The following is a 24,733-nucleotide window of genomic DNA, read 5'->3' on the forward strand; positions in this document are numbered from 1 at the left end:
TGTAAATTGGATCTATTTCATTGTCAATGTATGAACTATTGTTATCCATAAGATATGGCGTTCTATTATACATTTCAATGATGGGGGAATACACATGAGACGGAAAGAATTCACAGTAGATGAAGAACAGGAGATTACCACATTTCTGGATCAGTGCTCCTTCGGGTTTCTGGGAACGGTCAGTCCGGACGGACAACCACGGGTTACACCGCTGAATTTCGTATATATGGACGGTTGCTTTTATTTCCACGGCAGTCTGGCTGGCGAGAAGATGAAACAGATCAAACAGGATTCGTCGGTCAGTTTCACAGTAGCTGAAGAGTTCTCCCTAATTCCATCCTACTTCAGTGATCCTGAGCTTGCTTGTCCGGCGACTTCTTTCTTCAAAAGTGTCATGGCCTTCGGTGAGGCTGAACCGGTTAAAGATCTGGACATCAAAGGTAAGGTACTACAACGATTTATGGAGAAACTCCAGCCGCAAGGCGGATATGTACCCATTGACGCTACTGACTCGCGTTACACAGGAAACCTCAAAGCTGTAGCCGTAGTCCGAATTATTCCTGAAAAGATCAGTGCCAAATTTAAATTCGGACAAAACCTCTCCAGTGAAAGATTCGATCATATCAGTGGTCAGTTAGAACAGCGCAATGAAGGAAGAGATACTGAAACTGCTGAAATGATGCGGAAATACTGTCCATTTCATCAGCAGTAAGTTTCATTTTCTGAGGATTACTCCAAGGTTGAATTCAACGATTACCCACCCGAAAACCCTCTGCAACAACGCGGTAAAGCGATATAACTGTCATATTGCGTAATTTCCGTGACGGGGGCATGTCAAGGTGATATAATGTTAGGCAGTTGAATCACAAAGACTTGGAAGGATGAAAAGAATGAATCCACTGGCTGAACAGTTGAACGAAAGTATTCAGACAGGCAGCAGTCACGTCTACTCCATGCTGTCACAGCTTGGCAAAGAAATTTATTTTCCTAAAGAGGGGATTTTGAGTCAATCTGCTGAAGCAGCAAGCTTGGCCAAGACCCATAATGCCACGATTGGTATCGCCCTGGAGGGTGGTGTGCCGATGCATCTTCAGGTTATTCAGGAGAAGCTGTCTGCATTCCAGCCAAAGGATCTGTATCCTTACGCTCCACCTGCAGGCAAACCTGAATTGCGGACCGTCTGGAGAGACAAGATGCTGAAGGAAACACCTTCGCTTGAAGGCAAAACGTTTGGCAATCCGATTGTAACCAATGCATTAACCCATGGACTAAGTATCGTAGCCGACCTGTTCGCCGATGAAGGGGACGCTGTCATATATCCGGATAAAAATTGGGAAAATTACGAGCTGACCTTCGGAATTCGTCGTCATGGCCAGTTGGTTCATTATCCCCTGTTCGATGATCAGTTGAACTTCAACAGTGAAGGTCTGCTTCAGGCTTTGCTTGATCAAAAGGACAAAGGTAAAGCGATCGTGCTGCTCAACTTCCCGAATAACCCTACAGGTTATACACCTGGAGCCGAAGAAGCAGATGCAATTGTGAACACGATTCGTCAGGCAGCTGAAGCTGGCGTTAACGTGGTTGCTGTAACAGATGATGCGTACTTCGGGCTGTTCTTCGAAGATTCCATTCATGAATCCCTGTTTGGCAAACTTGCCAACATTCATCCACGTGTGTTGACTGTAAAAGTGGATGGTGCAACCAAGGAGGAGTTTGTATGGGGCTTCCGCGTTGGATTCATTACGTATGCTCATGAAGATGCAGCCGTTCTGCATGCATTGGAACAAAAAACACTCGGTATTATCCGGGCAACGATCTCCAGTGGCCCGCATCCTTCCCAGACTTTTGTACTGGATGCGCTCAAAGCACCGGAGTTTGAAGCACAGAAACAGGAGAAGTTCGAGATTATGAAAGGCCGCGCCAATAAGGTAAAAGCCATTCTCGATAGCGGCAAGTATGGAGATGCATGGGACTATTATCCGTTCAACTCCGGTTACTTCATGTGCCTGAAGCTGAAAGAAGTTGGCGCTGAAGAACTTCGAAGCCATTTGCTGCACCAATATGGTGTGGGTACAATCGCACTGGGTGAATCGGATCTGCGAATCGCCTTCTCCTGTATTGAAGAATCCGGGTTGGAAGATCTGTATGAAACCATATATCGTGGAGTTCAGGATCTGCGGACGACTTAGTTAACACAGACCTGTATCCTGAATGATATAAGAACCCTTTGTATAACGGCGACGTTTCATGTCACTGAATATACAAAGGGTTCTTTTGTGTTTTACAATTCGCATGAGACTACTCCACTCCCCCGGACAGCTGCCCAAAAGCTTTAATTTCTGGCTTTACCGGGCATCGGCCCAATCAGCCTACCCCCACGGCACATAATATACGATGTACGCAAGGGCGTGCCAAACAACCACTTGAAAGGGGAATGACCATGTCTGGAGTTGAAGATACAAGAGGCGGTTATGGATGCGGCGGTTACGGCGGAGGATTTACAAACACAGGTGCCATTCTCGTTCTGTTCATCTTGCTCGTGATTATCACTAAATCATTCCTCTGTTAGTACCAATACACACTTGCGCGAGAACCAAGTGATCTTATTGCAGCAGTAAGAAGGGTATTCCGGGACACAGCCCGGAATACCCTTCTTTTGTTATCTTTTGTACCTCTCACTGATGAACCCAATGTAATAATCCGAGTTGGTCAGGTGTCCGATTGTTTACTCGTCCTCTTCTTCCTTCAACCACTTGTTACCTTGCGAACGCCGCATGATCACAATCACCAGTATACCCAAAATAAGTGCTACTCCGGTGACAGTCAGTCCGCTTGCTCCGGCAGCCAGCATAGGCAACCACATGAGTAACGCAACCAGTGCATGTAGATGGAATATGAATCCCAACACCTGAGAACGACGACTCTCACCCGAGATTGGATAGATCATAATCCAGAACGATTCACTATGACTGCGACGCAGCGCACCAAGTTGTACACCTGCAAGCAACAGGAAGAACAAATACACCCCGACACCAAAGTAGCTGCCTGCTGTCCACCAGGATAGTAACATGCCCAGTACAACTAGGCGTAACACGATTGAGAACACTTCGGTTCGAACAAACGTTTTGGTGATCAAGTAACGGTAAGCTTTCCCTGCATTCCAGGGAAGACCACTCCCCAATTTGCTAAGCCAGCGACGCGAACTTACTTTCTGTCCAGATGAAGGTACATCCACAAACCAGCCGAGCGTCCGCATAACCCTGCCAGCCTGACCCTGCTCTACCTGAATCAGTCGTTCCCACGCTACACGATGTTTCACCGGTATACGCAGGGCGACGATGTAGACAACAGCCAGCAACAGCAGGAACCAGACGCTGCGCTGCGGTGGTTGCCATAACCAGGCGCCAACCGCCAGCACTGCCAGAGCCCATCGTAAGAGACGATATCCTCTTGCTGCCCCAACCTGAACCATTCTTAGCTCTTGCCATGCTCCATAACTGGACAACCCTTTCCACAGCAGCAGGAACACGATGAACCAGCCAAATGGCCGTGCATCCAGATCTGCTCTGACATAGAGCGGCCACAGTGTAACAAACACAAGCAGCAAGCCCAGAGTTTTATAGATGATGCCCCGGGCAAAGCTGTTCTTCAAATATTCCTGCATCCGGTATTCCTGTGGTCGCAGGAACACAATATCTGCCGGAAGCAGATATGTACGATAACTGCTGAACAGCACTAGCGGTGCCAGCAGCAGCAATGCAATCCAGCGAATCGGAAATTCCGCCGGAATGTTCTGGACAAATGATGTATACCAGGCGGAGAACGCAATGACGAGAAATAAAAAGACCATAGCTACACCGCTCTGGATCACATAACCCAGATAAGGAAGAATTCCGTTCCAGAATCCTGTGCGTCTTTGCTTCCATAGCAGCTTGAGATCCATGCTCAATCCCTGCCTTGTACGAGGGAATAGAACATGTGCTCCAGCGTGGCATCCGATTCCCCGAATTGGGAGCGCAATTCATTCAGCGTCCCTTGAGCAATAACCTGCCCACGGTGCAGAACGATAAAACGGTCACAGTAATTTTCAATCGTGGACAGAATGTGTGAACTGAGCAGGATGGATGATCCCGAAGCTTTCATCTCCAGCATAAAATCAAGCAAAGAGCGAATACCCAGCGGGTCCAGTCCCAGGAAAGGCTCATCAATGATGTACAGTGGTGGTCCGGCCACAAAAGCACACATAATCATAACCTTTTGTCGCATCCCCTTGGACAGGTGAGTCGACAAACTTGTGCTTTTCTCATTCATACGGAACAGTTCCAGCAGTTTCTCCGTACGTTGTTTGAAATCAGCCTCTGACACATTGTACGCTCTTGCCGTAAATTCCAAGTGCTCCATCACCGTCATCTCATCATACAGTTCGGGTGATTCCGGTACAAATGCCATGGCCGATTGGTAGATCTGCGCATCCTCGTCCCGCTTCTTGCCCATCACTCGTACTTCGCCCTGTTGAGGTGTCATCAAGCCGAGGATATGTTTCATGGTTGTACTTTTGCCAGCACCGTTTAAGCCGATTAGTCCGACCATCTCTCCACGTCCAACTTCCAGATCGATGCCGTGAAGGACCGGCCGTTTGGCACTATAACCTCCGCTTAACCCGCTGATTTGCAGAACAGGCGATTGAACATTTTCCATCTATCCCTGCACCCCTTTCGTCAGATTCTATTCTTCGGAGCGTGGCGTTTTATCTTTACTCCACTTGGGTGCTCCCTTATTTTTACGATCCTGGTCGCGCTCCGTGCGGCCTGTATTGCCCGTTGGTTTGTTACCTGCCGGACGCGAATTGGAGATTGTAGCTCTGGTTCCCCCATTACGATTGCCCTGACCTGGTTTGCGATCTCTGGATTGCCCTGGTTTTCTGGAGAACGAATGTCCCTCAGGCCGCGTGTCCGGACGCGGGTCAGCCTCCAGTACTTTACCGCCAAAGAGTACACGTTCTGACAGTTCGATTCCGAGTTCGCGTGCGAATTTACGCATAATAAAGATCTGTGTTTCATCCACAATGGACAAAACGATACCCGAACGTCCCATCCGGCCTGTACGACCTGCACGGTGAACATAGTGCTCCGAGTCAAAGGCAGGGTCATAGTTAATGACCATTGGCAAGCCTTCGATATCCAGTCCTCTGGCAGCGACTTCGCTGGCAATCAGCAACTGGAGTTTGCCATTACGGAAAGCAGACAATACGTTACTGCGGGTCACTTTGTCAGCATCCCCATACAGCGCAGCAGCGGACAAGCCCAGATGATTCATTTTTGCTTCAACTTCACCAATATCTTCGGTTGCATTCACAAATACGATTGCCCGATCCGGATTGTACTGTCTAACCAGACGACGCAGCATGTCAATTTTGTTACGGTTTTCTTCTACAAAATAATAATGCTCAAGGCCCGCAGCCGTAGCTCGATCCGGTTCAATTCCGATCTGAACAGGCTCTTTCATCTCACGCTTGGCAAGTCCAGCTGTATGCTCATCAATGGTTGCTGACAGGAAGATCAGCTGACGGTCCCGCAATGCGCTCTTGAGTACAAAGTTTACGTCACTTACGCCGCCAAGTTGGAACACTTGGTCCGCTTCATCGATAACAATGGTGGAAACGTTGTGCATTTTCAGTTTTTTAAGTGTAATCAATTCCTTCAGTCGTCCCGGTGTACCCACAACCAATTGTGGATGCTCACGCAGCTTCTCGATCTGACGTTTAGCCGCTGCACCACCAATTAGACCCAATACGCCGATCTTACGTTCTTCCGCATAACGCTGCGCTTCACGTACAATTTGCATCGCCAGCTCTTGCGTAGGTGCAATAATGAGTTTCTGCGTACCTTTGATATCCATTTTGATGGATTGTAACAGTGGCAGCAGATATGCCAGCGTTTTTCCTGTTCCCGTCTGGGATTTGGATACGACATCACGGCCTTCCAAAATAACCGGGATCGTCTGAGCCTGTACAGGTGAAGGTTCGTTAATGCCGTGTTTCGCCAAAACGGCCTCCAGATCCTGTTCCACGCCAATTGAAGCAAATGTTTGATTCGTCATGTATGTCCATCCTTTTAATTTATTCATTTTGATGTTATATAAGTTCAACTAATGAATATTTACACTGACACTACGAGGACAGAACAACCTTCCGATCACTGTTATCCCCAGATTTTTTTGATTCCTTTTTTCCAAAAGGAAAAATCCGGGGATAAAGGTGAAGCATATGCTTCCGATGCAGCTTTCTTTCAGAAAGCTTTTAGCTTCGCTTCTTCAGGTTATTTCTGTCCTCTCCGTTATTGTGTAAAAAGTTTAGTTGAACATATAAGTTGCTTGTATAAAACCGAAGCCTGTCATCACATTACCTTTCATTATATGCGAAAAAAGCCCGTGTACCAAATCTTATTCCAGAATTGTATATATACACGCCAAAAAAAAGAAAAGCCCCTCGGCGGAGCCTTTCTTTCATTCCGTATATGATGCCTCGTATCACATTTACTTCTGATTCATTACACCGTGCGATAATCGATCTGCAAGACGCGGAAATAGCTGGTACAGCCATATGCCAGCAGAAGCTAGTCTTGGCAGGTTCACTTCTTCCTTGCGCTTTTTCATCGCCCGAATCATATGACCCGCAACGTCTTCCGGTTTCAACATCATCCAGCGTACATTATTCACATAATTGCCAGATGGGTCAGCCCGATGGAAAAATGGTGTATCAATTGGACCTGGATTAATCGTTGTCACCATGACGCCAGTCTTGCGAAGCTCTTGACGCAGCGCATTACTAAATCCGAGTACAGCGTGTTTCGTAGCTGTATAGGAAGCGGATTTGGCCGTACCGATTTTGCCAGCCATGGAGGCCACGTTCACAATCTGACCTTTGCCACGTTCCAGCATTTGTGGAAGCACTGCTTTGGTGCAGCGGACAATGCCCATGTAATTAACGTCCATCATCTCATCGAATTCCTGTACAGACATCTCTGTCATCGCTGCGAATTTCCCGTAACCTGCGTTGTTCAGCAAAATGTCGATTCGTCCGTATTTATGCAATATCGCATCCACAGCTGCCTGAACTTGCTCACTATCCGTAACATCAAGTGTGAGTAATTCATGCGGCCCTTTCAGCGAGGCACCAATCTCTTCCAGCTTGTCCCGTGAACGGGCAGCCAGAATTGGGATGGCTCCTTCTTCTATCAGCATCTGCGCACACAGCGCACCGATACCACTCGATGCACCTGTGATAAACACTACCTGATCTTTCAGCATCCGTGATGTCCTCCCGTATTGAACACATATTGCCTTTTGAGGCGTTTGGTTCTATTCTACGAGATCATGACCTGAATATCCATCTCCCCAATGCCGTCCATCAGCAAAGGAATGCTCAGTGCTTTCGTTGCACTAAATGTAGTCAGATGTTCGGACTTCATCACTTGTGGAGGTGTAATATCGACCACAACACCCTGGTTTGACAGGATCGTGCTGGCGTTACCACTGATCATATTCCCCAGTTCGGAAATCGCACTTTTGCTCATTTCATCCATTTCTGTAATGACAAAACCACCCATCATCGCAGATACAATTTTCAATGCAACTTGTTCATTGATTCCAAATACAATGTTTCCGCTAAGTTGTCCGGTCATTCCGATCACGATCCAGACATGGTCTGCAATGTACTCTACATTTTTCACGCCAAGACTCCCGGTGGAAGGCGAAACCTGGATGAGCTGTTCAAATACGTTCCGTGCCGATTCCAGGAAAGGATTAATCACTTCCGCTTTCACTGTCTATGTCCCCCTCACACTGGGTTATTGGTCACACACCAAAAGTCCCATATTCATTAAATTTATTATACTTTATCACGTACAAGAATTCATTAAGAATTCGTTAAACCATGTGTACTATAATTTATCGTCATCCGTGGGGCAAATGTTTATAGCTGATTCTAGCGAATAAACAGCGCTTTTTACTTCTTTTGAAGAAAGATTTTCGTTCATTGTGCGTGGTAAAAGGCATTTAGGACTTTATTACTGTTTTCTCACAACTGTTAAAAAAATCAAATTCTTGTATTCGCGTTTTTTTCACAGTCTCTTGAACTACTTTTGATCCTGAGAATTACCTTCATTGCTCTGCTGTCCTGAATCACCTATAATTTAAGATAACGGAACAATAACCAGTTACGGGATTACATCGCACCAAACACTACATAATCAAGTTATTTTGCCTGCAAGGAGGTCACCTATGAACATAAGCCAACTGGAGACACTAATTACCATTTCCAAAACGATGAGCTTCCGCAAAGCGGGAGAACTTCTGAACCTGACCCAGCCTGCCGTCTCAGCCCAGATCAAAAGTCTGGAGGACGAATTCAGCACCGTGCTTGTGGATCGTAACCAACCCGTTACCCTGACAGACCGTGGACAGGTATTCCTTGAGCACGCTGAACGGATGCTCGATATCGTTGATGAGTTGAAACAAAAATTGTCCGATCTTGATGAAACGCCTCAGGGACGTATCGTATTAGGCACAACAACTTCCATTGCTATTCAGATCTTGCCAAGGGTGTTATCCTATTTCCAAGATCAATTCCCGCTGATCAAAACCAGTATCCAATCCCTTCCTTCATCACAGATCTATACCCAGGTCGAAAATGGTCTGGTTGATATTGGTATCGGTTATCTCACGGAGCGTAATCCCAACCTGAATACATCTGTGCTGTACTATGACACATTTGAACTCGTGGTATCTCCTTCCCATCCGCTGGCGAAGAAAAAACATGCTGCAGTGGATGTGCTCCGCAGTACACCATTGATTCTGCTGTCCCCTGATACAGTAGGACGAAGGTTTACGGAAACTATCTTCAAGAAACATAATATTGAACCTAATATTGTAATGGAGTTATCGAGCAGCGAAGAAGTGAAACGGATGGTCGAGATTGATCTCGGGGCAGCTGTCATCTCCAAACAATCTGTTGCGCATGAGTTGCGTCAAGGTACATTGCGAATGATACCCTTAAGTGAGCTGGAGGTCAGTCACCCTGTTGGTGTCATCTATAAGTCCAGTCGATACCTTAACTCAGCAATGCAACAATTCATAAGTGACCTCAAAGGTATGCCGGAAACCCAATTCATCAGTTCAGAATGACAATGAGCCATGAGAAAGGAAGGATTCCATATGAAATTTGATCTTCATACACATCATTTTCGTTGTGGTCACGCAGACGGCAACATCCGCGATTATATAGAGGCAGGTATTAAGGCAGGACTTCAGGCGATCGGTATCTCGGATCATACGCCGTACTTTGGCAGTGAGCTTGAGCAGGCATTTCCCCGGATCGCAATGGGCAAGTCTGAATTGCAGCATTATGTGGAAGAAGTCCTTGCTTTGAAAGAAGAATACGCTGGTAAAATCGATGTGCTGCTCGGCATTGAATCCGACTATTTCCCTGTTCATGCAGAATTGTACCGTACCACACTGGGACAGTATCCTTTTGACTATATTATTGGTTCAGTTCATCATACCGAGGATGTGAGTATCTTCAACAAAACCCGGTGGAAAGGACTGAGCGATGCTCGCAAAGTTGAAGTGAAAGAGAGTTATTATTCATTGATCCGGCAATCGGCTCGCAGCGGTATGTTCCAGATCCTAGGGCATATTGATGCGATGAAAGGAAACTATCCACCCTTCTCGGAAATTATCGCTGATCAGGCCATTGATGAAACGTTGCAGGTTATTGCAGAATCCAACGTAGCCATCGAAATTAACACTTCAGGCAAAACCAAGATCAGTGGTGGCTGGTATCCCTCAGATGCCATTCTGGAACGGGCCCATCATTATGGGGTGAAGGTGACATTTGGATCGGACGCTCATAAACCGCAGCGGGTTGCAGACGAGCTGGATGACGTTCGTACACGTCTCAAGGAGATCGGATTCACCGACTGGGTATACTTCAAGCAGAAACAAATGCAGGTTGTACCCCTGTAAAAAATATAGAACCACAGAGAAACCCCCACAGCGTGAACAAGCGCAGTGGGGGTTTTGGGTTTAATTCTAAATAAAAAAATATTATATAAAGTTAAACTACATATTTACACGATAACGGAGAGGACAGAAATAACCAGAAGAAACGAAGTGTTCGCCTAAAAGCCTTCTGAAAGAAAGCTGCATCGGAAGCATACGCTATCCCCGGATTTTCCCTTTTCAAAAGAGAATCAAAAAATCTGGGGATAACAGCGATCGGAAGGTTAATCTGTCATCGGAGTGGCCAGTGTAAATAATCCACAGTTAACTTATATGGGCAAAAAAAATGAACCCGCTCACGCGGGTCCCAACAGCATTATCTATTATCAAAAAGGGGGTCATGAGATAAGTTTACCCCCTGTCTGTTAGAGTTCAATTGCAGCTATATTTCAATTGTGTAACAAATGATTGAAGTTCGATTCATTCACGTTTGACTACTCTTACTCTATGTCATTGCGGCTTGTCAGATACCAGGGTTTGTAGGTCTTTTTCCTGAAGCGGTCTGGCGTATTGTTCCCGGTACATACTGTACACTTTAACATCCATCAGGGATTCTGATCCCTCGTCATCCTCATCATGCAGTCCGAACGAGGGAAGACTCCGCTCATAGGACATCCCTATTTTGCTTAGCACCCGTTGTGAAGATACATTGGCCTCATAACAACGTGCTTCCACCCTCCCCAGATGAAGATCGTCAAATCCAAACTGCAGCAGCCGCTGTACCGCCTCGGTAGCCACACCCATGCCCCAACAGGACCTGTTCAGGATATAACCAATCTGTGCGGTACCATTCTGATCATTCCAGTGTTGGAATGAGGTGATCCCAATCACCTGTTCCTTGCCTCTCCAGCAGATCCCATAATGTAACGAATCCAGCTTGGCGCTGCTGCTCCGTATCTGGTTCAATAACCGTCTCGCTCGGATTGACGTGGGCTGGCTTCCCCTATTCACATATCTTATGACTTGAGGATCGGAGAAAAGTTCCGATAATGTGCTGTAATCACTTTGACGTAATGATCGCAGGACAAGACGCTCTGTCCACAAAGCCGGCAGGCCTTGAAGCAGCATTTTTCGGGTAAGCATGACAATCGCTCCTTTTGCCTAAACGGGCTCTAGTCCGGTAAGACAAGCATGCTCTGAAGATGATCCGGCGTAATACCATTTGAACTGATCCACGAACTTTAGTATTCGCATTTTAGTATTAATATATTGCATCATTCAATTCCTCACGCTAAAAGGTCCAGATGCTGACTACTCCTGCAGCCCGCGATAGATACCCGTACGAATCTCACGAATATAGAAATCCAATGCAGGAACATTCGCCGACTGCGCAACCTTTACTTCTCGCTCAATATCATAAGGCACCCTCACAAATTGAACATTGAATGGGGTGTTGTTATCGTTGCAGTCTTCACCCTCCAGAATACAGTAGGAAGCTTGGGGAAGATCGAGTGGATTACCAACACTGCCTGCATTAAACAGTAACTTGCCGTTCATATACTGCAAGTATGCGTTATGCACATCCCCATAACCTACAACATCTGCAATACCTTGCTCAGGCTCATCAGCCGGAGGATCAAACATTGCCAACCTCTTTTCCATCGCGTCCCACGGCTGTACACGATGGTATACACTTTGAGGTGAAGCATGGACCAGACGGATGGTGCGACCGCTCAGTTGAAATTGATGACTGAAGGGTAGGCCCGCCAAGTACGCCAATCGTTCCTCACCCAGCCGTTCTGCTTGCCACGTAAAGTTCTCGTTGTCTTGGTTAACCGCAACCAGTTCATCCCAATTGCCACGGATAACAAGTTCGCACGTCGCTCTCACCTGATCCACAACCTGTACCGGTTCTGGCCCCTTGCCCACAAGGTCACCAAGACAAAAGATTCGCTCCACGCCACGACTTCGGATATCTCCTAACACTGCTTCCCAGGCAGTCATGTTGCCATGAATGTCGGATACAATCGCAATTCGTTCCATCTGGATAACCTCCATTCATGTTGAATCCTTTATGTTTTACATTCATCTTATATTCTTTTATGTGGTTAATCCTTTAAGCTCAAACACCGTCAATTCTGGTCTGCACAGAAAACGAATGGGCAGTTGAGTCATGCCAAAACCACGATTCACATACACAGGCATCTGTGTCTGGGTGGTGTAATATACCCCCTGGACATCCGTGTAGTACAATCCTTGAACATACTTGTGTGAACCTCGCGGAGTTGTCAGTGCCCCGATCCAGGGAAAACGTACCTGTCCACCATGACTATGACCGGAAAGTTGTAATCCGAAACCATAGGGAGTGGCAATGTCGGCATAATCCGGTTCATGCATAAGTAACAATTTCCACACATCATGATCCAATCCCTTGATGGCTTGTGCAGGATCAGGCCTGCCTGTAAGTGCGTCATCCAGACCAGCTATGGCCAGACGTTCGCCCCCTTGTTCAATCACCACATGTTCGTTCCGTAACAAAGTGAATCCGGCTTCACGAAACATGGTTGTCACTTCATTCTGCTGTCCGCCCCGATAATCATGATTCCCCAAAACAGCAAATTTGCCATACTTGGCTTGCATGGAGGCGAGTACGGGAATACATTCACGCATCGGCTCTGCTTCCCTCTCGACGATGTCTCCGGTAAAACAAATCAAGTCTGGTTGCTGCTCCTCAATCGTTGCTGCCAGCTTCTTCAGCTCTTTCACCCCGGTATGAAAACCAAGATGGGCATCGCTGAACTGAACTACACGCAAACCGTCAAATGCCTTTGGAAACTTTGGAAGTTTCAGCTCCACTTGCTTGATCTCCAGACGACGCGGTTCCCATAGCCAGGCATAACCTCCTGTGAGCAAACTGGCACCCGCTGTCATCAAAACCATACGCAATAAGAAACTTCGGCGAGAGGGATCATGATCCTTTTCTTCTCCAGGAAACACAGACTCTTCTGCACCTGGTGCTTTGTACGAGCGCTGGGACGGCGAGTTGTTCCTGCCCTGACGCGGTGTCTCTGCCATATCTCCCCCTCCTTCTACGCTCTTAATCCATCCCCTTAGTATACCATATTCTGCATGGATAGCCCGGTTCCTCTGCTTCATCACAAAAAGAAGCCGGGATCTCCGGCATGTTGCTGCACGGGATCACGACTTCTTCTAAGTTGCAGATTACACTTCTGCACATGTTATGACGAGATTAAACTCCCAACCAGCGTTTGAACATATGCTTGGTCGTTTGTTTGTTCATTTCGGCAATGGAGGTTGTCAGTGGAATGCCTTTTGGACAGGATTGCACGCAGTTCTGTGAGTTACCACAGCCCTCAATGCCTCCGTCTTCCATCAATGCTTCCAGACGATCGTCGGCGTTCATCTCCCCTGTTGGGTGAGCATTGAACAGACGCACTTGGGACAGTGCTGCTGGACCGATAAAGTCTGTTTTCTCATTGACGTTCGGGCATGCTTCCAGACATACACCACATGTCATGCATTTGGACAGCTCGTATGCCCACTGACGCTTCTTCTCAGGCATCCGTGGACCTGGACCGAGGTCATAGGTCCCATCGATCGGAATCCATGCTTTTACGCGTTTCAGGGCGCTAAACATCCGGCTACGGTCGATGACCAAGTCACGAACCACCGGGAATGTCTTCATCGGTTCAATACGAACGGGCTGTTCGAGCTTGTCGATCAGGGCTGCACATGCTTGACGTGGCTTGCCGTTGATGACCATAGAGCAGGCACCGCAGACTTCTTCGAGACAGTTGGAATCCCAGCACACGGGAGCAATGGATTTGCCATCTGTATTGACGGGGTTCCGCTGAATCTCCATCAGGGCGCTGATCACATTCATGTTGGGACGGTACGGAAGCTCAAATTCTTCGTTGTACGAAGATGACTCCGGGCTATCCTGACGGGTGATGATAAACTTGACGGTTTTGTTGGCTGTAGCTTGTTCCGCCATATCGTAGTCCCCTCCTCTGGTGACGATGATTGTATTGCTGATGCGCAAAATGTTTTGGTGCACGGGAGACGCTTCGTCAGCGGAATGCCCCTCTGATCGCTGTTATCCCCGGATTTTTTTGATCAACACTTTCCAGGGTTAAAATCCGGTGATAAAGGCGAGCGCTTCGCTTCTTCTGGGCATTTCCGCTTCCTCCGCTACGTCGTGCACTGGGTCACTTTGCTGGAAACTGCACTCCATTCATGCTGGAGGCAGTATTGAAGTTCTGAAGCATCGCAAGGCGCTTTGCTTCTTCTGGGCATTGCTGTTTCCTTCGCTACGCCGTGCACGTGGGTTACTTTGCTGGAAACTGCACTCCATTCATGCTGGATGAGCAGTATTCAAGTTCTGAAGCATCGCTAGGCGCTTGCTTCTTCTGGGCATTTCCCTCACGTTGATGGCAGTAACTTTGAAGAAGCTTTGCTTCTCCAAAGTTGTCCTGCCTCTTCGTTCAGGTGCTTAACTATTCATTACATGAATAGTGTGGTACTTCTTAATCCTTGGAGTAATCCCGGATACGTGGTGGGATCAAGGATACGTCTACTGGCTCGTACGAGATTTTCGGGCCTTCCTTCGACCAGCTTGCGATAGTCGTTTTCAGGAACTCTTCGTCATTACGTTCCGTGAATTCCGGTTTGTAATGGGCGCCACGGCTTTCGTTACGCAGCAGTGCCCCGAGAGTCATTGCTTCTGCCAGTTCAATCATGTTCCACAGTTGGCGAGTGAACGCTGCGCTCGGGTTATTCCAACCGGAGCTGTCATACATGTTGATTTTGCCATAGCGCTCTTTCAATTCCTTGATCTTGCCAATCGTGGCTTCAAGCTTGTCGTTGTAGCGTACAACCGTCATGTTGGCTGTCATCCACTCGCCAAGCTCTTTATGAATGACATAGGCATTTTCCGTGCCCTGCATTTTCAAGATGCCTTCGTATTTGTCGCTTTGTTGTTTGGTGTGTTTCTCAAATACGGAAGATGGGATATCAGCGGACGATTTTTTAAGTCCTTTGATATATTCAGCCGCTTTTGGTCCAGCCACCATACCACCATAGATCGCGGATACCAATGAGTTTGCACCCAGACGGTTCGCACCATGGTATTGATATTCACATTCACCAGCTGCGAACAGCCCCGGAATGTTAGTCATTTGGTTGTAATCTACCCACATACCGCCCATGGAATAATGGACTGCCGGGAAGATTTTCATTGGGATTTTACGCGGGTCATCGCCCATGAACTTCTCATAGATCTCAATGATTCCGCCGAGTTTAACGTCCAGTTCCTTCGGATCTTTGTGCGAAAGATCGAGATAAACCATGTTCTCACCGTTCACACCCAGACCCATGTCTACGCAGACACTGAAGATTTCACGAGTCGCGATATCACGTGGAACCAGGTTACCGTAGGATGGATATTTTTCTTCAAGGAAGTACCAAGGCTTGCCGTCTTTGTACGTCCAGATCCGTCCACCTTCACCACGTGCGGATTCAGACATGAGACGCAGCTTGTCATCCCCTGGAATGGCTGTCGGGTGAATCTGAATGAACTCACCGTTCGCATAATTAACACCTTGCTGATACACCGCACTTGCCGCTGTACCTGTGTTGATAACCGAGTTGGTCGTTTTACCGAAGATGATACCCGGACCACCACTCGCCAGAATAACCGCTTCTGCCGGGAAGGTCTGTACCTTCATCGTTTTCAGATCCTGAGCCACGATCCCGCGACATACGCCTTCATCATCCAAAACCGCCTGCAGGAACTCCCAGTTCTCATATTTCGTAACAAGACCCGCTGCTTCCCAGCGACGTACCTGCTCGTCTAATGCATAGAGCAATTGTTGCCCTGTTGTCGCTCCGGCAAACGCCGTACGGTGATGCTTCGTTCCCCCGAAACGACGGAAATCAAGCAAACCTTCCGGTGTCCGGTTGAACATTACGCCCATACGGTCCATCAGGTGAATGATGCCAGGTGCTGCTTCGCACATCGCTTTAACCGGAGGTTGGTTCGCAAGGAAGTCACCGCCGTATACCGTATCGTCAAAGTGTACCCATGGGGAGTCACCCTCACCCTTGGTATTTACCGCTCCGTTAATACCGCCTTGTGCGCATACAGAGTGGGATCGTTTAACAGGAACCAGTGAAAATAAATGAACATGGACTCCGGCTTCAGCCGATTTGATCGCCGCCATCAAGCCTGCGAGACCGCCGCCCACAATAATTACATTCGTTGATGCCATTGCTGTTCACTCCCTTATAAGTCAGCATTTAAACGCTAAATGCTTAAATTAGAACTGTTTTTACTGCGTCAATCATCGAAGTAGCTGTTTGGAAATCAATGCTCCGGAAAGCAAATAGTGAAGCAATAAACATGATGGAAACAATAGCGAACAAGCTCATACATACGTAAGAGGATACACGTTGCGCACGCGGACCAACTGTAATTCCCCAGCTAACGAGGAATGACCACAGACCATTGGCAAAGTGATATGACGCTGCAACCACACTGATCATATATATCGCAAAGGTTATCGGATTCGTCACCGCATCATGTATGACGCCGCCAATCTCTTCATGGGATACATTACCCAGCGCAATCTGTACTCGCGTCTCCCATACGTGCCAGATGACGAATACAAACGTAATAATACCGCTTACCCTCTGTAACGTGTAGCGCCAGTTGCGCTCATTACCGTAACGCCCAACGTTAGGCTTGGCCTGATAGGCAATGTAAAGACCATAAACACCGTGATAGAACAACGGCAGCCAGATAAGTAATGCCTCAATTACAATAACAAGAGGCAAACCGTTCAGAAATGCAACGGCACCGTAAAAAGCTTCTTTGCCGCCTTCAACTGCCGTGAAGTTCGTCACCAAATGCTCAACAAAGAACAGACTGAGCGGAATGACGCCAAGCAAGGAGTGCAGCTTTCTGGAGTAAAACCCTTTCATAAAATGTCGATCCCCTTTCGCTAAATACAACGTTTTCATAAATGATTTCACTTATCATGACACGAATCCTTTTCCCTGAAAAGGTTCGACAAATTGTTCCGTTTTCCCCAGGTGTGAACAACTTGTGTCACGATTCATGTTACTCCTTTTTTTCTTATAAGGGAATTGCAATATAATTATTAAATGTTATAACCTATAGGTATAAGCAGTGAAACATTGGGTTTACAGGCTATACAACATGGAAAACGATTAAGCAAGGACAAGAATCACATTCATGGAAAAGAGGTTATTGTTCATGTTTGAGGAGTTAAATGCATTTGCAGCGGTCGTGGAGCAGTCCAGCCTGAACCGTGCATCCAAGTTACTAAACTTGTCCCAACCCGCACTCTCACGTAAAATTGCCAAATTGGAGGATGAACTCGGGGTTGCCCTGTTCCACCGCCGTGGCAAACGGCTGGAGTTAACCAGTGTGGGCCAGTTCACCTATACCTACGCTGTAGAACAGAAGCAGCAGCAACAGAAGTTCCTCACCATGCTGGCCCAGTATAAAGACGAAGAACAGAGCACCATTACACTCGGAGCCAGTCTGACGACGCTTCAAACTACGTTACCACCTCTCGTCAATGCCTTTATGGAGAAACATCCAAATGCCGAACTGAAACTGTTGACGGGTAAAACACATGAGATTGTCTCGTTTGTGCGTGACAAAAAAGCCGATGTGGGCATTGTCGCCTCCTCCATCAGCGAAGTGGGGCTTAACTGTGTGCCGCTCTTTGACGATCACCTGGAACTGGTTGTGCCGCTTACACACCCCTTGTCCGGCAAGGAAGCCGGGATGGAGCATTTGCAGGATCTGCCGATGATTACGTTCTCCAAAGGCACCTGGTACCGCAAATTAACGGACGATCTCTTCCAGCGCTGTGCCGTGATGCCGGATATTCGCATGGAGATTGACTCCTTTGAAGCGATCATCCGACTTCTGCCTTCCGCCAAAGCAGCTGCTCTATTGCCCAAGTCATATCTTCGTCCACAATTGCTCGCAGACAATGATCTTGTTTCTGTTCATTTGCCTCAATTACAGCAGACCCGCAGAACAACTTGCATGATCTATGGGGAAAAAGAGGACCTCAGCGAGACCTCCAGACAATGGGTCAAGGAGACGGCTGCACTCTTTACAGCTAAGGCGCCATTGCCCTCACGGAGGACTACGACGCCTTAGTTTTGATCTGAATCAGCCAGGCTCTAACGCCTGGCTTCCATATTTAACTCATCTTAATTATCAGCTCTCCTGGCTGATAACCTCTTCTTCAAATCGGTCGATATCTGCATTATTACCAATAATGACCATGATATCCCCCGTTTGAAGCGAATCCAGTGCCGTCGGAGCGATAATGACCCCGGCTTCCTTCTGTAACGCTACAATGCTGCAACCAAAACGTACGCGTGCATTCAGGGTCGAAAGGGTTTTGTTGTGGAGACAGGCGGGTACCTTCATCTCCACAATACTGTAATCATTGGATAATTCAATGTAATCCAGCAAGCTCGGGGTAACCAGCTGGTGGGCAACCCGAATGCCCATATCCCGCTCTGGATAAACGACACGATCAATCCCCAGTTTATCCAATGCTCGTCCGTGAAGGACGGATATGGCCTTGGCCACGACCGTCTTGACGCCCAGTTCTTTTAACAGGATGGCAGTGAGAATGCTCGTCTGAATATCATCCCCGATGGCTACGATGCAACAGTCGAAATTTCGAATACCCAGGGAGCGCAGCACTTCCTCATCTGTGGCATCAGCTACAACGGCATGGGTGACCAGTTCACTTATGTCTTCGACGACTTCTTCATTTTTATCGATCCCGAGCACCTCGTAGCCGAGTTCCATTAATTCCTGCGCCAGACTGGAGCCAAACCGCCCAAGCCCAATCACCGCAAACTGCTGTGTTTTCATTGTTCTTCACGAACCCCTTATCCAAATCAATTTCATAACTCACTAAAAATAGATTTATCCAATAATCATCTTGCCTTCCGGGTACCTGTATAACTCTTTACCCTTTTTCTGCCCAAGTGCATACGCTAATGTGATCGGTCCAAGCCTTCCTGCAAACATCGTAAAACAGATCAGGAGTTTGCCCAAAGTAGTCAGCTTCAGCGTCAGTCCGAGCGATAATCCGACAGTACCAAAGGCTGATGTCGTTTCAAATAAGATCATCATAAAACTGGCGTCTTCTGTGGTACTCAGTGCCATCGTTACAGCTATGATGAACAAAAGCGCCAGCAATGTAATGGTAAGCGCCTTGAAAATCCGTTCCTGTACGAGCCGATAGCGGAAAAACACGATATCTTCACGTCCACGCATCATGGCGATGACCGCTCCAGCCATAATCATAAATGTCGTTGTTTTGATCCCGCCTCCGGTAGAACCCGGCGAAGCACCAATGAACATCAGAATGATCATAAAGAACTGTGTTGCCTGTCTCAGCCCGGCAATATCTACCGTATTAGCTCCTGCTGTTCGCGGCGTAATGGATTGGAAGAATGAACCGAGAATTTTGCCACCCCAGTTCAGGCCACCCAAGGTCCGGGGATTGCTGAATTCAAATACGAAAATGACAAGTGCACCAAACACAATCAACAATCCAGTTGTTAACAGTACAACTTTGGAGTGCAGAGACAGCTTCCGTGTTTTACGGTAATCCACCAGGTCTGACAACACCACAAAACCGATACCGCCAGAGACAATGAGGAACATTGCTGTAAAATTAACCAACGGGTCATACACATAACCGGTCAGACTGCGGAACTCCCCAAACATATCAAAGCCCGCATTGTTAAACAAGGAGATCGCATGCCAATAGCCATAATAGATCGCCTGTCCGACCGGCATGTCGAACGACCAGCGGATGGCAAACAGTGTGCCACATATGCCTTCGATAATGAGTGAGTAAATCACAACTTTACGAATCAGTCGGACGATGCCCTCCATCGTGCTTTGATTCATCGCTTCCTGTAGAATCAATCGCTCTCTAAGCGAAATCCGCCGTTTGAACGCAATGGCAACCAATGTGGACATTGTCATGAAGCCCAGTCCGCCAATCTGAATCAGAATCGCAATCACAACCTGACCCAGCACCGAGAAATGAGTCCCTGTATCCACCACTACCAAACCGGTGACACAAACAGCCGAAGTTGCTGTAAAAAGCGCATCAATAAATGCAAGACTGTCACCGTTACGGTTGGATGCCGGAAGCATTAACAATAGTGTGCCTACCAATATGATGCCAGCAAACCCTAACACAAGAATACGGGGTGGCGATAATCGCATCCATTGAACATTCAGTTTCACTTGAGTATCTTCCACCTCTTCTAAAATGAAAATAACTCCACACCGGTGGAGCCTTCTTCATTGAAATGCTGTTGCCAAACGTTAAACAAGTATGATTCAGATTAATACGACATATATAATGAAGTTGGAATATATTCTATTCGTTCCCTTGTTGGGCGAAAGAAATGCGAATCATTGCACATTTGCTTCAAAATTATAAGCGCTGCGACGTTTGTAGACAAAACGTTTTTTGTGTAAATAGCATCGAATTCCGCCAAAAAGGGAAGAACTCAGATATGGCGACGGATGGATCAGATTCTTTCGGTCCTTTTCATTCATTTTCAAGGATTTACACCTGTTTTCGTTACATCATTGGCATTCGGTGCTTGGCCTGTGCTATGTTAACTTTAATATCCATATTAGTGCGTGTTCAAAAAGGGCGGTTTTCAGTACCAAGAAGATGGGATGAAGATAGAAATGGAGTAGCGGAGCGTAGATCGAGCTACGTGAGCAACGGACATTTCGGCTGAATTCCATATTCGATGCTGATGATGCCGTTAGGCAACCTTCGTAATCAAAAGCGGACTTTTTGAACTACCTCTATTAATTAAGGAGGAACAACATTACATGAATCCCTTAGGGCAGCCTTTGCTACTCAAGGCTAACTTCAAGCGGCTGGGGTTGCTTGCGGCGATTGGCCTGATTCTATTTTTTGTATTTCAGATCTTTCCAGCTACCTCATCACAAACGACAGAAATTCCGTCCACGTCCTTCATAACCAAGGAGCAGGCGAAGCAATCCGCACGATCATTCGCAGCTTCTGTGAATGACTATTCACTGCCAAATGATGATGAAAAAACTCTGGTAACCTACCAGACACATTCCGATATCTATGGGTATATGGCCAAAACCAAACAACTTGATACCTATAACCAGAAATGGGAAACAAACTATCCTTACGATGTATTCCGTGTTCGTTTGCCTGATCAACACAAAGGCGGATATCTTAATATTGACGTACATATGAAAACAGGAAAAGTGGTCGGCTTCAAACGTGAACCGCCTTCTTCCCTGTATACCGCCATTGAGGCGGAGCAGGTTAGTGGACGAGTGACCACATCGCAAGTGCTTGCAGAAGGTAATATGTCTCTGGATGAGAAACAACAGCTCGCGGCTGGCGTTCTGACCGAATTCGGTTATGAAGTGCCGGCACTCCAACTGGAGACTCGCGATGGTGAAGCGGGACTGAAGTATGTGGATTCTGAAAAAGCCATTGGAGACTCCAAGCTTGAACTGAACTTTACGTTTGAAGAGGGTGCGGTACGATCGTTCGATCCTGGCTTCTCGGTCCCGGAATCCCATACCGATTATGTGAAAGATCAAACGCGTCAAGCCAATTGGATGACCTATGGCGGCTATGCATTCCTGACCTTTGTTCTGGGCGTGCTGGCAATCATCTATAGCATTCTGACCCGAGCACATACGTCTTTCAAACGCGGAATCATTCTCTCGCTGGTGTATTTCGCAGCTTCAGTAATTGGTACGCTGAACATGATTCCACTCTTTCAGGCACAAGGGCTCTCCAGCTTCATGTTAGCGTTCCTGATGTTAATGCAGACGGGTATTACACTGGTCATGAGTGCAACCATCTATCTGTCCCTTGTTGCAGGTGACGGCATGTGGCGTAAAATAGGTCTGAACCCATGGCCTCGTGCCAAAGAACCCGGATATGGAAAATATGTACTTCACAGCATGGTTGCTGGTTACCTGTGGGCATTCATTCTACTGGGTGTGCAATCCATCCTGTTCTTCATTCTGGAGCGAAGCATCGGCACATGGTCAACAACTTCAGCAGATCAATCTACATTTAATATGACCTATGCCTGGCTCTTCCCGATCATGGCTTGGATGGCCGGTATTGGTGAAGAAACTGTTTATCGACTGTTTGGCATTCGCATGATGCAGAAGATTGTGCGTAACACGTTTATTGCCTGTCTGATCCCAACCATCATTTGGGCACTTGGACACACATTGTATCCGATCTATCCAGTAATCACCCGTCCCATTGAGCTGATGGTGATTGGATTGCTGTTCAGTCTGATCATGTTGCGTCACGGCTTTATTGCCGTTGTATTCGCGCATGTGATCTTCGACAGCTTGTTGATGGGACTCAGCTTGGTCTTTATGGGTGATGCCCTGAATATGGCTGCCGGACTCTTCTGGATTGTACTCCCAGCCATTGTTGGATATGTGGTCTACAAATTCAATCCAAAACAAAAAGAGAAGCCGTATGTTACGACTCCTCATCACGAAGTGCTGCAATAATCTGATTTGCCAACTTGTCACCAATAGATAGAGGCCGGAAGTCTTCAACGCTGGCCTCTTTTATTTTGCGTAAAGAGCCAAAATGCTTCAACAGCAGCTTACGCCGCTTCTCTCCAATTCCCGGAATGGCATCCAAACGTGATGTCACCATCGATTTGCCACGCTGTTCCCGGTGGAACGAGATCGCAAAACGGTGGACCTCTTCCTGTATCCGTTGCAACAGGTAGAATTCCTGACTATCCCGTGGCAGGGAGATGACTTCTGGTGGATTACCGATCATCAACTGTGAAGTCTTATGCTTCGCATCCTTCACCAGACCACATACCGGAATAAACAACCCCAGCTCATTTTCCAAAATATCGACCGCAGCCGAGATCTGTCCTTTACCACCATCGACCACAATCAGGTCAGGCTGGGTCAGGTTTTCTTTTAATACCCGTTCGTAACGGCGACGGATGACCTCTCTCATCGTTTCATAATCATCCGGCCCTTCAACCGAACGGACCTTGTACTTCCGATATTCCTTCTTATCCGGTTTACCATCGGTAAATACGATCATGGCAGATACCGGGTTTGTACCCTGAATGTTCGAGTTATCAAACGCTTCAATACGGTGAAGCTGATCCAATCCAATAAAACGTCCCAGTCCTTCGGCAGCTTTGGATGTTCGTTCTTCATTTCGCTCAATCAAACGGAACTTCTCTTCCAATGCCACACGTGCGTTATCCACAGCCATCGTGATCATCTGGCGTTTCAATCCACGTTGCGGAATGAGCACTTTGATCTCCAACCACTCCTGTAAAGCAGCGGCAACCTGAGTGGGGTCTTCCAACCCTGCAGAAAGTTTCTCAGCTGATACAGATGGATTAGTTATGGGAGCGTCCTCTTGCACACTCTCAGGTTGTTCAATTTCTACCTCAGCAGAACTTCCATAAGCTGCACGAGTCTCGGCAACCAGTGGCTGGGAAGCAGTTTTTTGCTCCACTTGTCCCGTCTGTTCGAATTCCGCTGTAACAGCCGCAGGTATTGTTCCGTCTGCAACAGATCCCAAATCCTCACTGTCACGATCTGTTGCGAGGTCTTTAGGCATTTCCGGCAACAAAATTTCTTGTGGCAATGCCGGATTATCGCTGTAATACTGTGTTACGTAAGACATGAAATCACTGTACGCCTCACCGTAAAACGGGAAGGTTGATACGTGACGTTCAATCATTTTACCCTGACGCATATATAGAATCTGGACACACATCCAGCCTTTATCAATGGCAAAACCAAATACATCACGGTCTCTGGCATCGGCCATCGTAATTTTCTGTTTTTCCATCATCGCATCGATGGCGATTACCTGGTCGCGCAGTTCCTTGGCACGTTCAAAATAAAGATCCTCCGCAGCCTCTTGCATCTTACGCTGCAAATCCTTCTTAATCTCTTCGTGACCACCGCTTAGAAATGAACCAATCTCTTGTGAAATCTGGTCGTACTGCTCCTTCTCCACTTCTTTCACACAAGGGGCAAGACACTGTCCCATGTGATAATACAGGCAAACTTCTTTGGGCATTACACCACATTTGCGCAGTGGATACATGCGGTCGAGCAATTTTTTTGTTTGGTGTGCCGCATACGAGTTCGGATAAGGTCCGAAATATTTGGCTTTATCTTTCAGCACACGCCGGGTTACTTCCAGCCGGGGGTGCTTTTCATTTGTAATTTTTAGATATGGGAATGTCTTGTCATCCTTAAGCAACACGTTGTACCGCGGCATATGTTTCTTAATCAGGTTACACTCCAGAATGAGTGCTTCCATGTTGCTGCCCGTCACGATATATTCAAAATCACGAATTTCAGACACCAGACGCTGGGTCTTTCCGTTATGACTGCCGATAAAATAAGAGCGTACGCGGTTCTTCAGCACTTTAGCCTTACCTACATAGATAATGGTGCCTTCACTATTCTTCATCAGGTAACATCCAGACATATCTGGCAGCAAAGCGAGCTTGTGGCGAATCTGCTCCAATGCCTTCTCCTGATCCTGCAAATCATTCATGAATTGATCCATAATTCGGTGAATCCTCCTTCCCGAAA

General features: G+C 47.1%; 21 protein-coding genes. 7 read left to right on the top strand and 14 right to left on the bottom strand.

Features of this window, described 5'->3' with window-relative positions:
• The first annotated feature begins 94 nt into the window (after positions 1-94).
• From MKY66_RS24310 to MKY66_RS24320, 3 genes are all read left to right on the top strand, one after another.
• Positions 95-712, top strand: coding sequence for a pyridoxamine 5'-phosphate oxidase family protein (locus tag MKY66_RS24310; protein ID WP_076211126.1), 618 nt, complete (start codon positions 95-97; stop codon positions 710-712).
• Between the two features lie 178 nt (positions 713-890).
• Entirely contained in the window at positions 891-2,189 is a 1,299-nt protein-coding gene (locus MKY66_RS24315) for an aminotransferase class I/II-fold pyridoxal phosphate-dependent enzyme (RefSeq protein ID WP_076211124.1), read from the top strand.
• 251 nt (positions 2,190-2,440) lie between these two features.
• Positions 2,441-2,569 carry a hypothetical protein gene (locus tag MKY66_RS24320; protein WP_017692471.1) on the top strand — a complete coding sequence of 43 codons (129 nt, stop codon included), beginning with the start codon at positions 2,441-2,443 and terminating at the stop codon, positions 2,567-2,569.
• 156 nt (positions 2,570-2,725) lie between these two features.
• On the opposite strand, the gene MKY66_RS24325 is transcribed toward MKY66_RS24320, so the two are convergent.
• The 5 genes from MKY66_RS24325 to MKY66_RS24345 all read right to left on the bottom strand — a co-directional run bounded on the left by MKY66_RS24325 (position 2,726) and on the right by MKY66_RS24345 (position 7,823).
• Positions 2,726-3,943 carry an ABC transporter permease gene (locus MKY66_RS24325; protein ID WP_076211122.1) on the bottom strand — a complete coding sequence of 406 codons (1,218 nt, stop codon included), beginning with the start codon at positions 3,941-3,943 and terminating at the stop codon, positions 2,726-2,728.
• Positions 3,944-3,945: 2 nt separating this feature from the next.
• Positions 3,946-4,698 (bottom strand): ABC transporter ATP-binding protein, encoded by a 753-nt coding sequence (locus MKY66_RS24330; RefSeq protein WP_036605802.1) that lies wholly within the window; start codon positions 4,696-4,698, stop codon positions 3,946-3,948.
• A 27-nt stretch (positions 4,699-4,725) separates the two neighbouring features.
• Positions 4,726-6,099: a DEAD/DEAH box helicase gene (locus tag MKY66_RS24335; protein ID WP_076211121.1), complete on the bottom strand. Its 1,374-nt coding sequence runs from the start codon at positions 6,097-6,099 to the stop codon at positions 4,726-4,728.
• Between the two features lie 435 nt (positions 6,100-6,534).
• Entirely contained in the window at positions 6,535-7,308 is a 774-nt protein-coding gene (locus MKY66_RS24340; RefSeq protein WP_047841269.1) for an SDR family oxidoreductase, read from the bottom strand.
• 56 nt (positions 7,309-7,364) lie between these two features.
• Positions 7,365-7,823, bottom strand: coding sequence for a chemotaxis protein CheX (locus MKY66_RS24345; protein WP_036605799.1), 459 nt, complete (start codon positions 7,821-7,823; stop codon positions 7,365-7,367).
• A 457-nt stretch (positions 7,824-8,280) separates the two neighbouring features.
• Between MKY66_RS24345 and MKY66_RS24350 the strand changes: the two genes are divergently transcribed.
• Both MKY66_RS24350 and MKY66_RS24355 read left to right on the top strand, forming a co-directional pair.
• Positions 8,281-9,183 (top strand): LysR family transcriptional regulator, encoded by a 903-nt coding sequence (locus MKY66_RS24350; RefSeq protein WP_036605798.1) that lies wholly within the window; start codon positions 8,281-8,283, stop codon positions 9,181-9,183.
• A 30-nt stretch (positions 9,184-9,213) separates the two neighbouring features.
• The gene (locus MKY66_RS24355; protein WP_076211119.1) at positions 9,214-10,023 is read left to right on the top strand and encodes a histidinol-phosphatase; all 810 of its coding nucleotides are present in this window, start codon (positions 9,214-9,216) and stop codon (positions 10,021-10,023) included.
• Between the two features lie 486 nt (positions 10,024-10,509).
• Here the strand turns inward: MKY66_RS24355 and MKY66_RS24360 are convergent, their stop codons facing one another.
• From MKY66_RS24360 to MKY66_RS24385, 6 genes are all read right to left on the bottom strand, one after another.
• The gene (locus tag MKY66_RS24360) at positions 10,510-11,142 is read right to left on the bottom strand and encodes a GNAT family N-acetyltransferase (RefSeq protein WP_076211112.1); all 633 of its coding nucleotides are present in this window, start codon (positions 11,140-11,142) and stop codon (positions 10,510-10,512) included.
• A gap of 168 nt (positions 11,143-11,310) precedes the next feature.
• On the bottom strand, positions 11,311-12,042 hold the full coding sequence (locus MKY66_RS24365) for a metallophosphoesterase family protein (RefSeq protein WP_076211110.1): 732 nt from the start codon (positions 12,040-12,042) through the stop codon (positions 11,311-11,313).
• Between the two features lie 57 nt (positions 12,043-12,099).
• Complete coding sequence (locus MKY66_RS24370; protein ID WP_076211108.1) at positions 12,100-13,074, bottom strand: metallophosphoesterase; 975 nt, start codon at positions 13,072-13,074, stop codon at positions 12,100-12,102.
• Positions 13,075-13,249: 175 nt separating this feature from the next.
• The gene (gene sdhB / locus MKY66_RS24375; protein ID WP_036605794.1) at positions 13,250-14,014 is read right to left on the bottom strand and encodes a succinate dehydrogenase iron-sulfur subunit; all 765 of its coding nucleotides are present in this window, start codon (positions 14,012-14,014) and stop codon (positions 13,250-13,252) included.
• Positions 14,015-14,546: 532 nt separating this feature from the next.
• A complete protein-coding gene (gene sdhA, locus MKY66_RS24380; RefSeq protein ID WP_036673387.1) occupies positions 14,547-16,289 on the bottom strand; it encodes a succinate dehydrogenase flavoprotein subunit in 1,743 nt (580 codons plus the stop codon).
• 43 nt (positions 16,290-16,332) lie between these two features.
• Positions 16,333-17,001: a succinate dehydrogenase cytochrome b558 subunit gene (locus MKY66_RS24385; protein WP_036605792.1), complete on the bottom strand. Its 669-nt coding sequence runs from the start codon at positions 16,999-17,001 to the stop codon at positions 16,333-16,335.
• 295 nt (positions 17,002-17,296) lie between these two features.
• On the opposite strand from MKY66_RS24385, the gene MKY66_RS24390 reads away from it, so the two are divergent.
• Entirely contained in the window at positions 17,297-18,220 is a 924-nt protein-coding gene (locus MKY66_RS24390) for a LysR family transcriptional regulator (protein ID WP_074096338.1), read from the top strand.
• A gap of 60 nt (positions 18,221-18,280) precedes the next feature.
• Here MKY66_RS24390 and MKY66_RS24395 read toward each other — a convergent pair whose 3' ends face one another.
• Both MKY66_RS24395 and MKY66_RS24400 read right to left on the bottom strand, forming a co-directional pair.
• Positions 18,281-18,952, bottom strand: coding sequence for a TrkA family potassium uptake protein (locus MKY66_RS24395; RefSeq protein ID WP_076211105.1), 672 nt, complete (start codon positions 18,950-18,952; stop codon positions 18,281-18,283).
• 54 nt (positions 18,953-19,006) lie between these two features.
• Positions 19,007-20,347 carry a TrkH family potassium uptake protein gene (locus tag MKY66_RS24400; protein ID WP_143760319.1) on the bottom strand — a complete coding sequence of 447 codons (1,341 nt, stop codon included), beginning with the start codon at positions 20,345-20,347 and terminating at the stop codon, positions 19,007-19,009.
• A 606-nt stretch (positions 20,348-20,953) separates the two neighbouring features.
• On the opposite strand from MKY66_RS24400, the gene MKY66_RS24405 reads away from it, so the two are divergent.
• Positions 20,954-22,651, top strand: a complete 1,698-nt coding sequence (locus MKY66_RS24405; protein WP_076211103.1) for a type II CAAX endopeptidase family protein — start codon at positions 20,954-20,956, stop codon at positions 22,649-22,651.
• Here MKY66_RS24405 and uvrC read toward each other — a convergent pair.
• Positions 22,620-24,707 carry an excinuclease ABC subunit UvrC gene (uvrC, locus tag MKY66_RS24410; protein ID WP_076211101.1) on the bottom strand — a complete coding sequence of 696 codons (2,088 nt, stop codon included), beginning with the start codon at positions 24,705-24,707 and terminating at the stop codon, positions 22,620-22,622. The genes MKY66_RS24405 and uvrC overlap by 32 nt on opposite strands.
• Between the last annotated feature and the right edge of the window lie 26 nt (positions 24,708-24,733).

Source organism: Paenibacillus sp. FSL R5-0766 (genome assembly GCF_037971845.1).
Lineage (GTDB): Bacteria > Bacillota > Bacilli > Paenibacillales > Paenibacillaceae > Paenibacillus.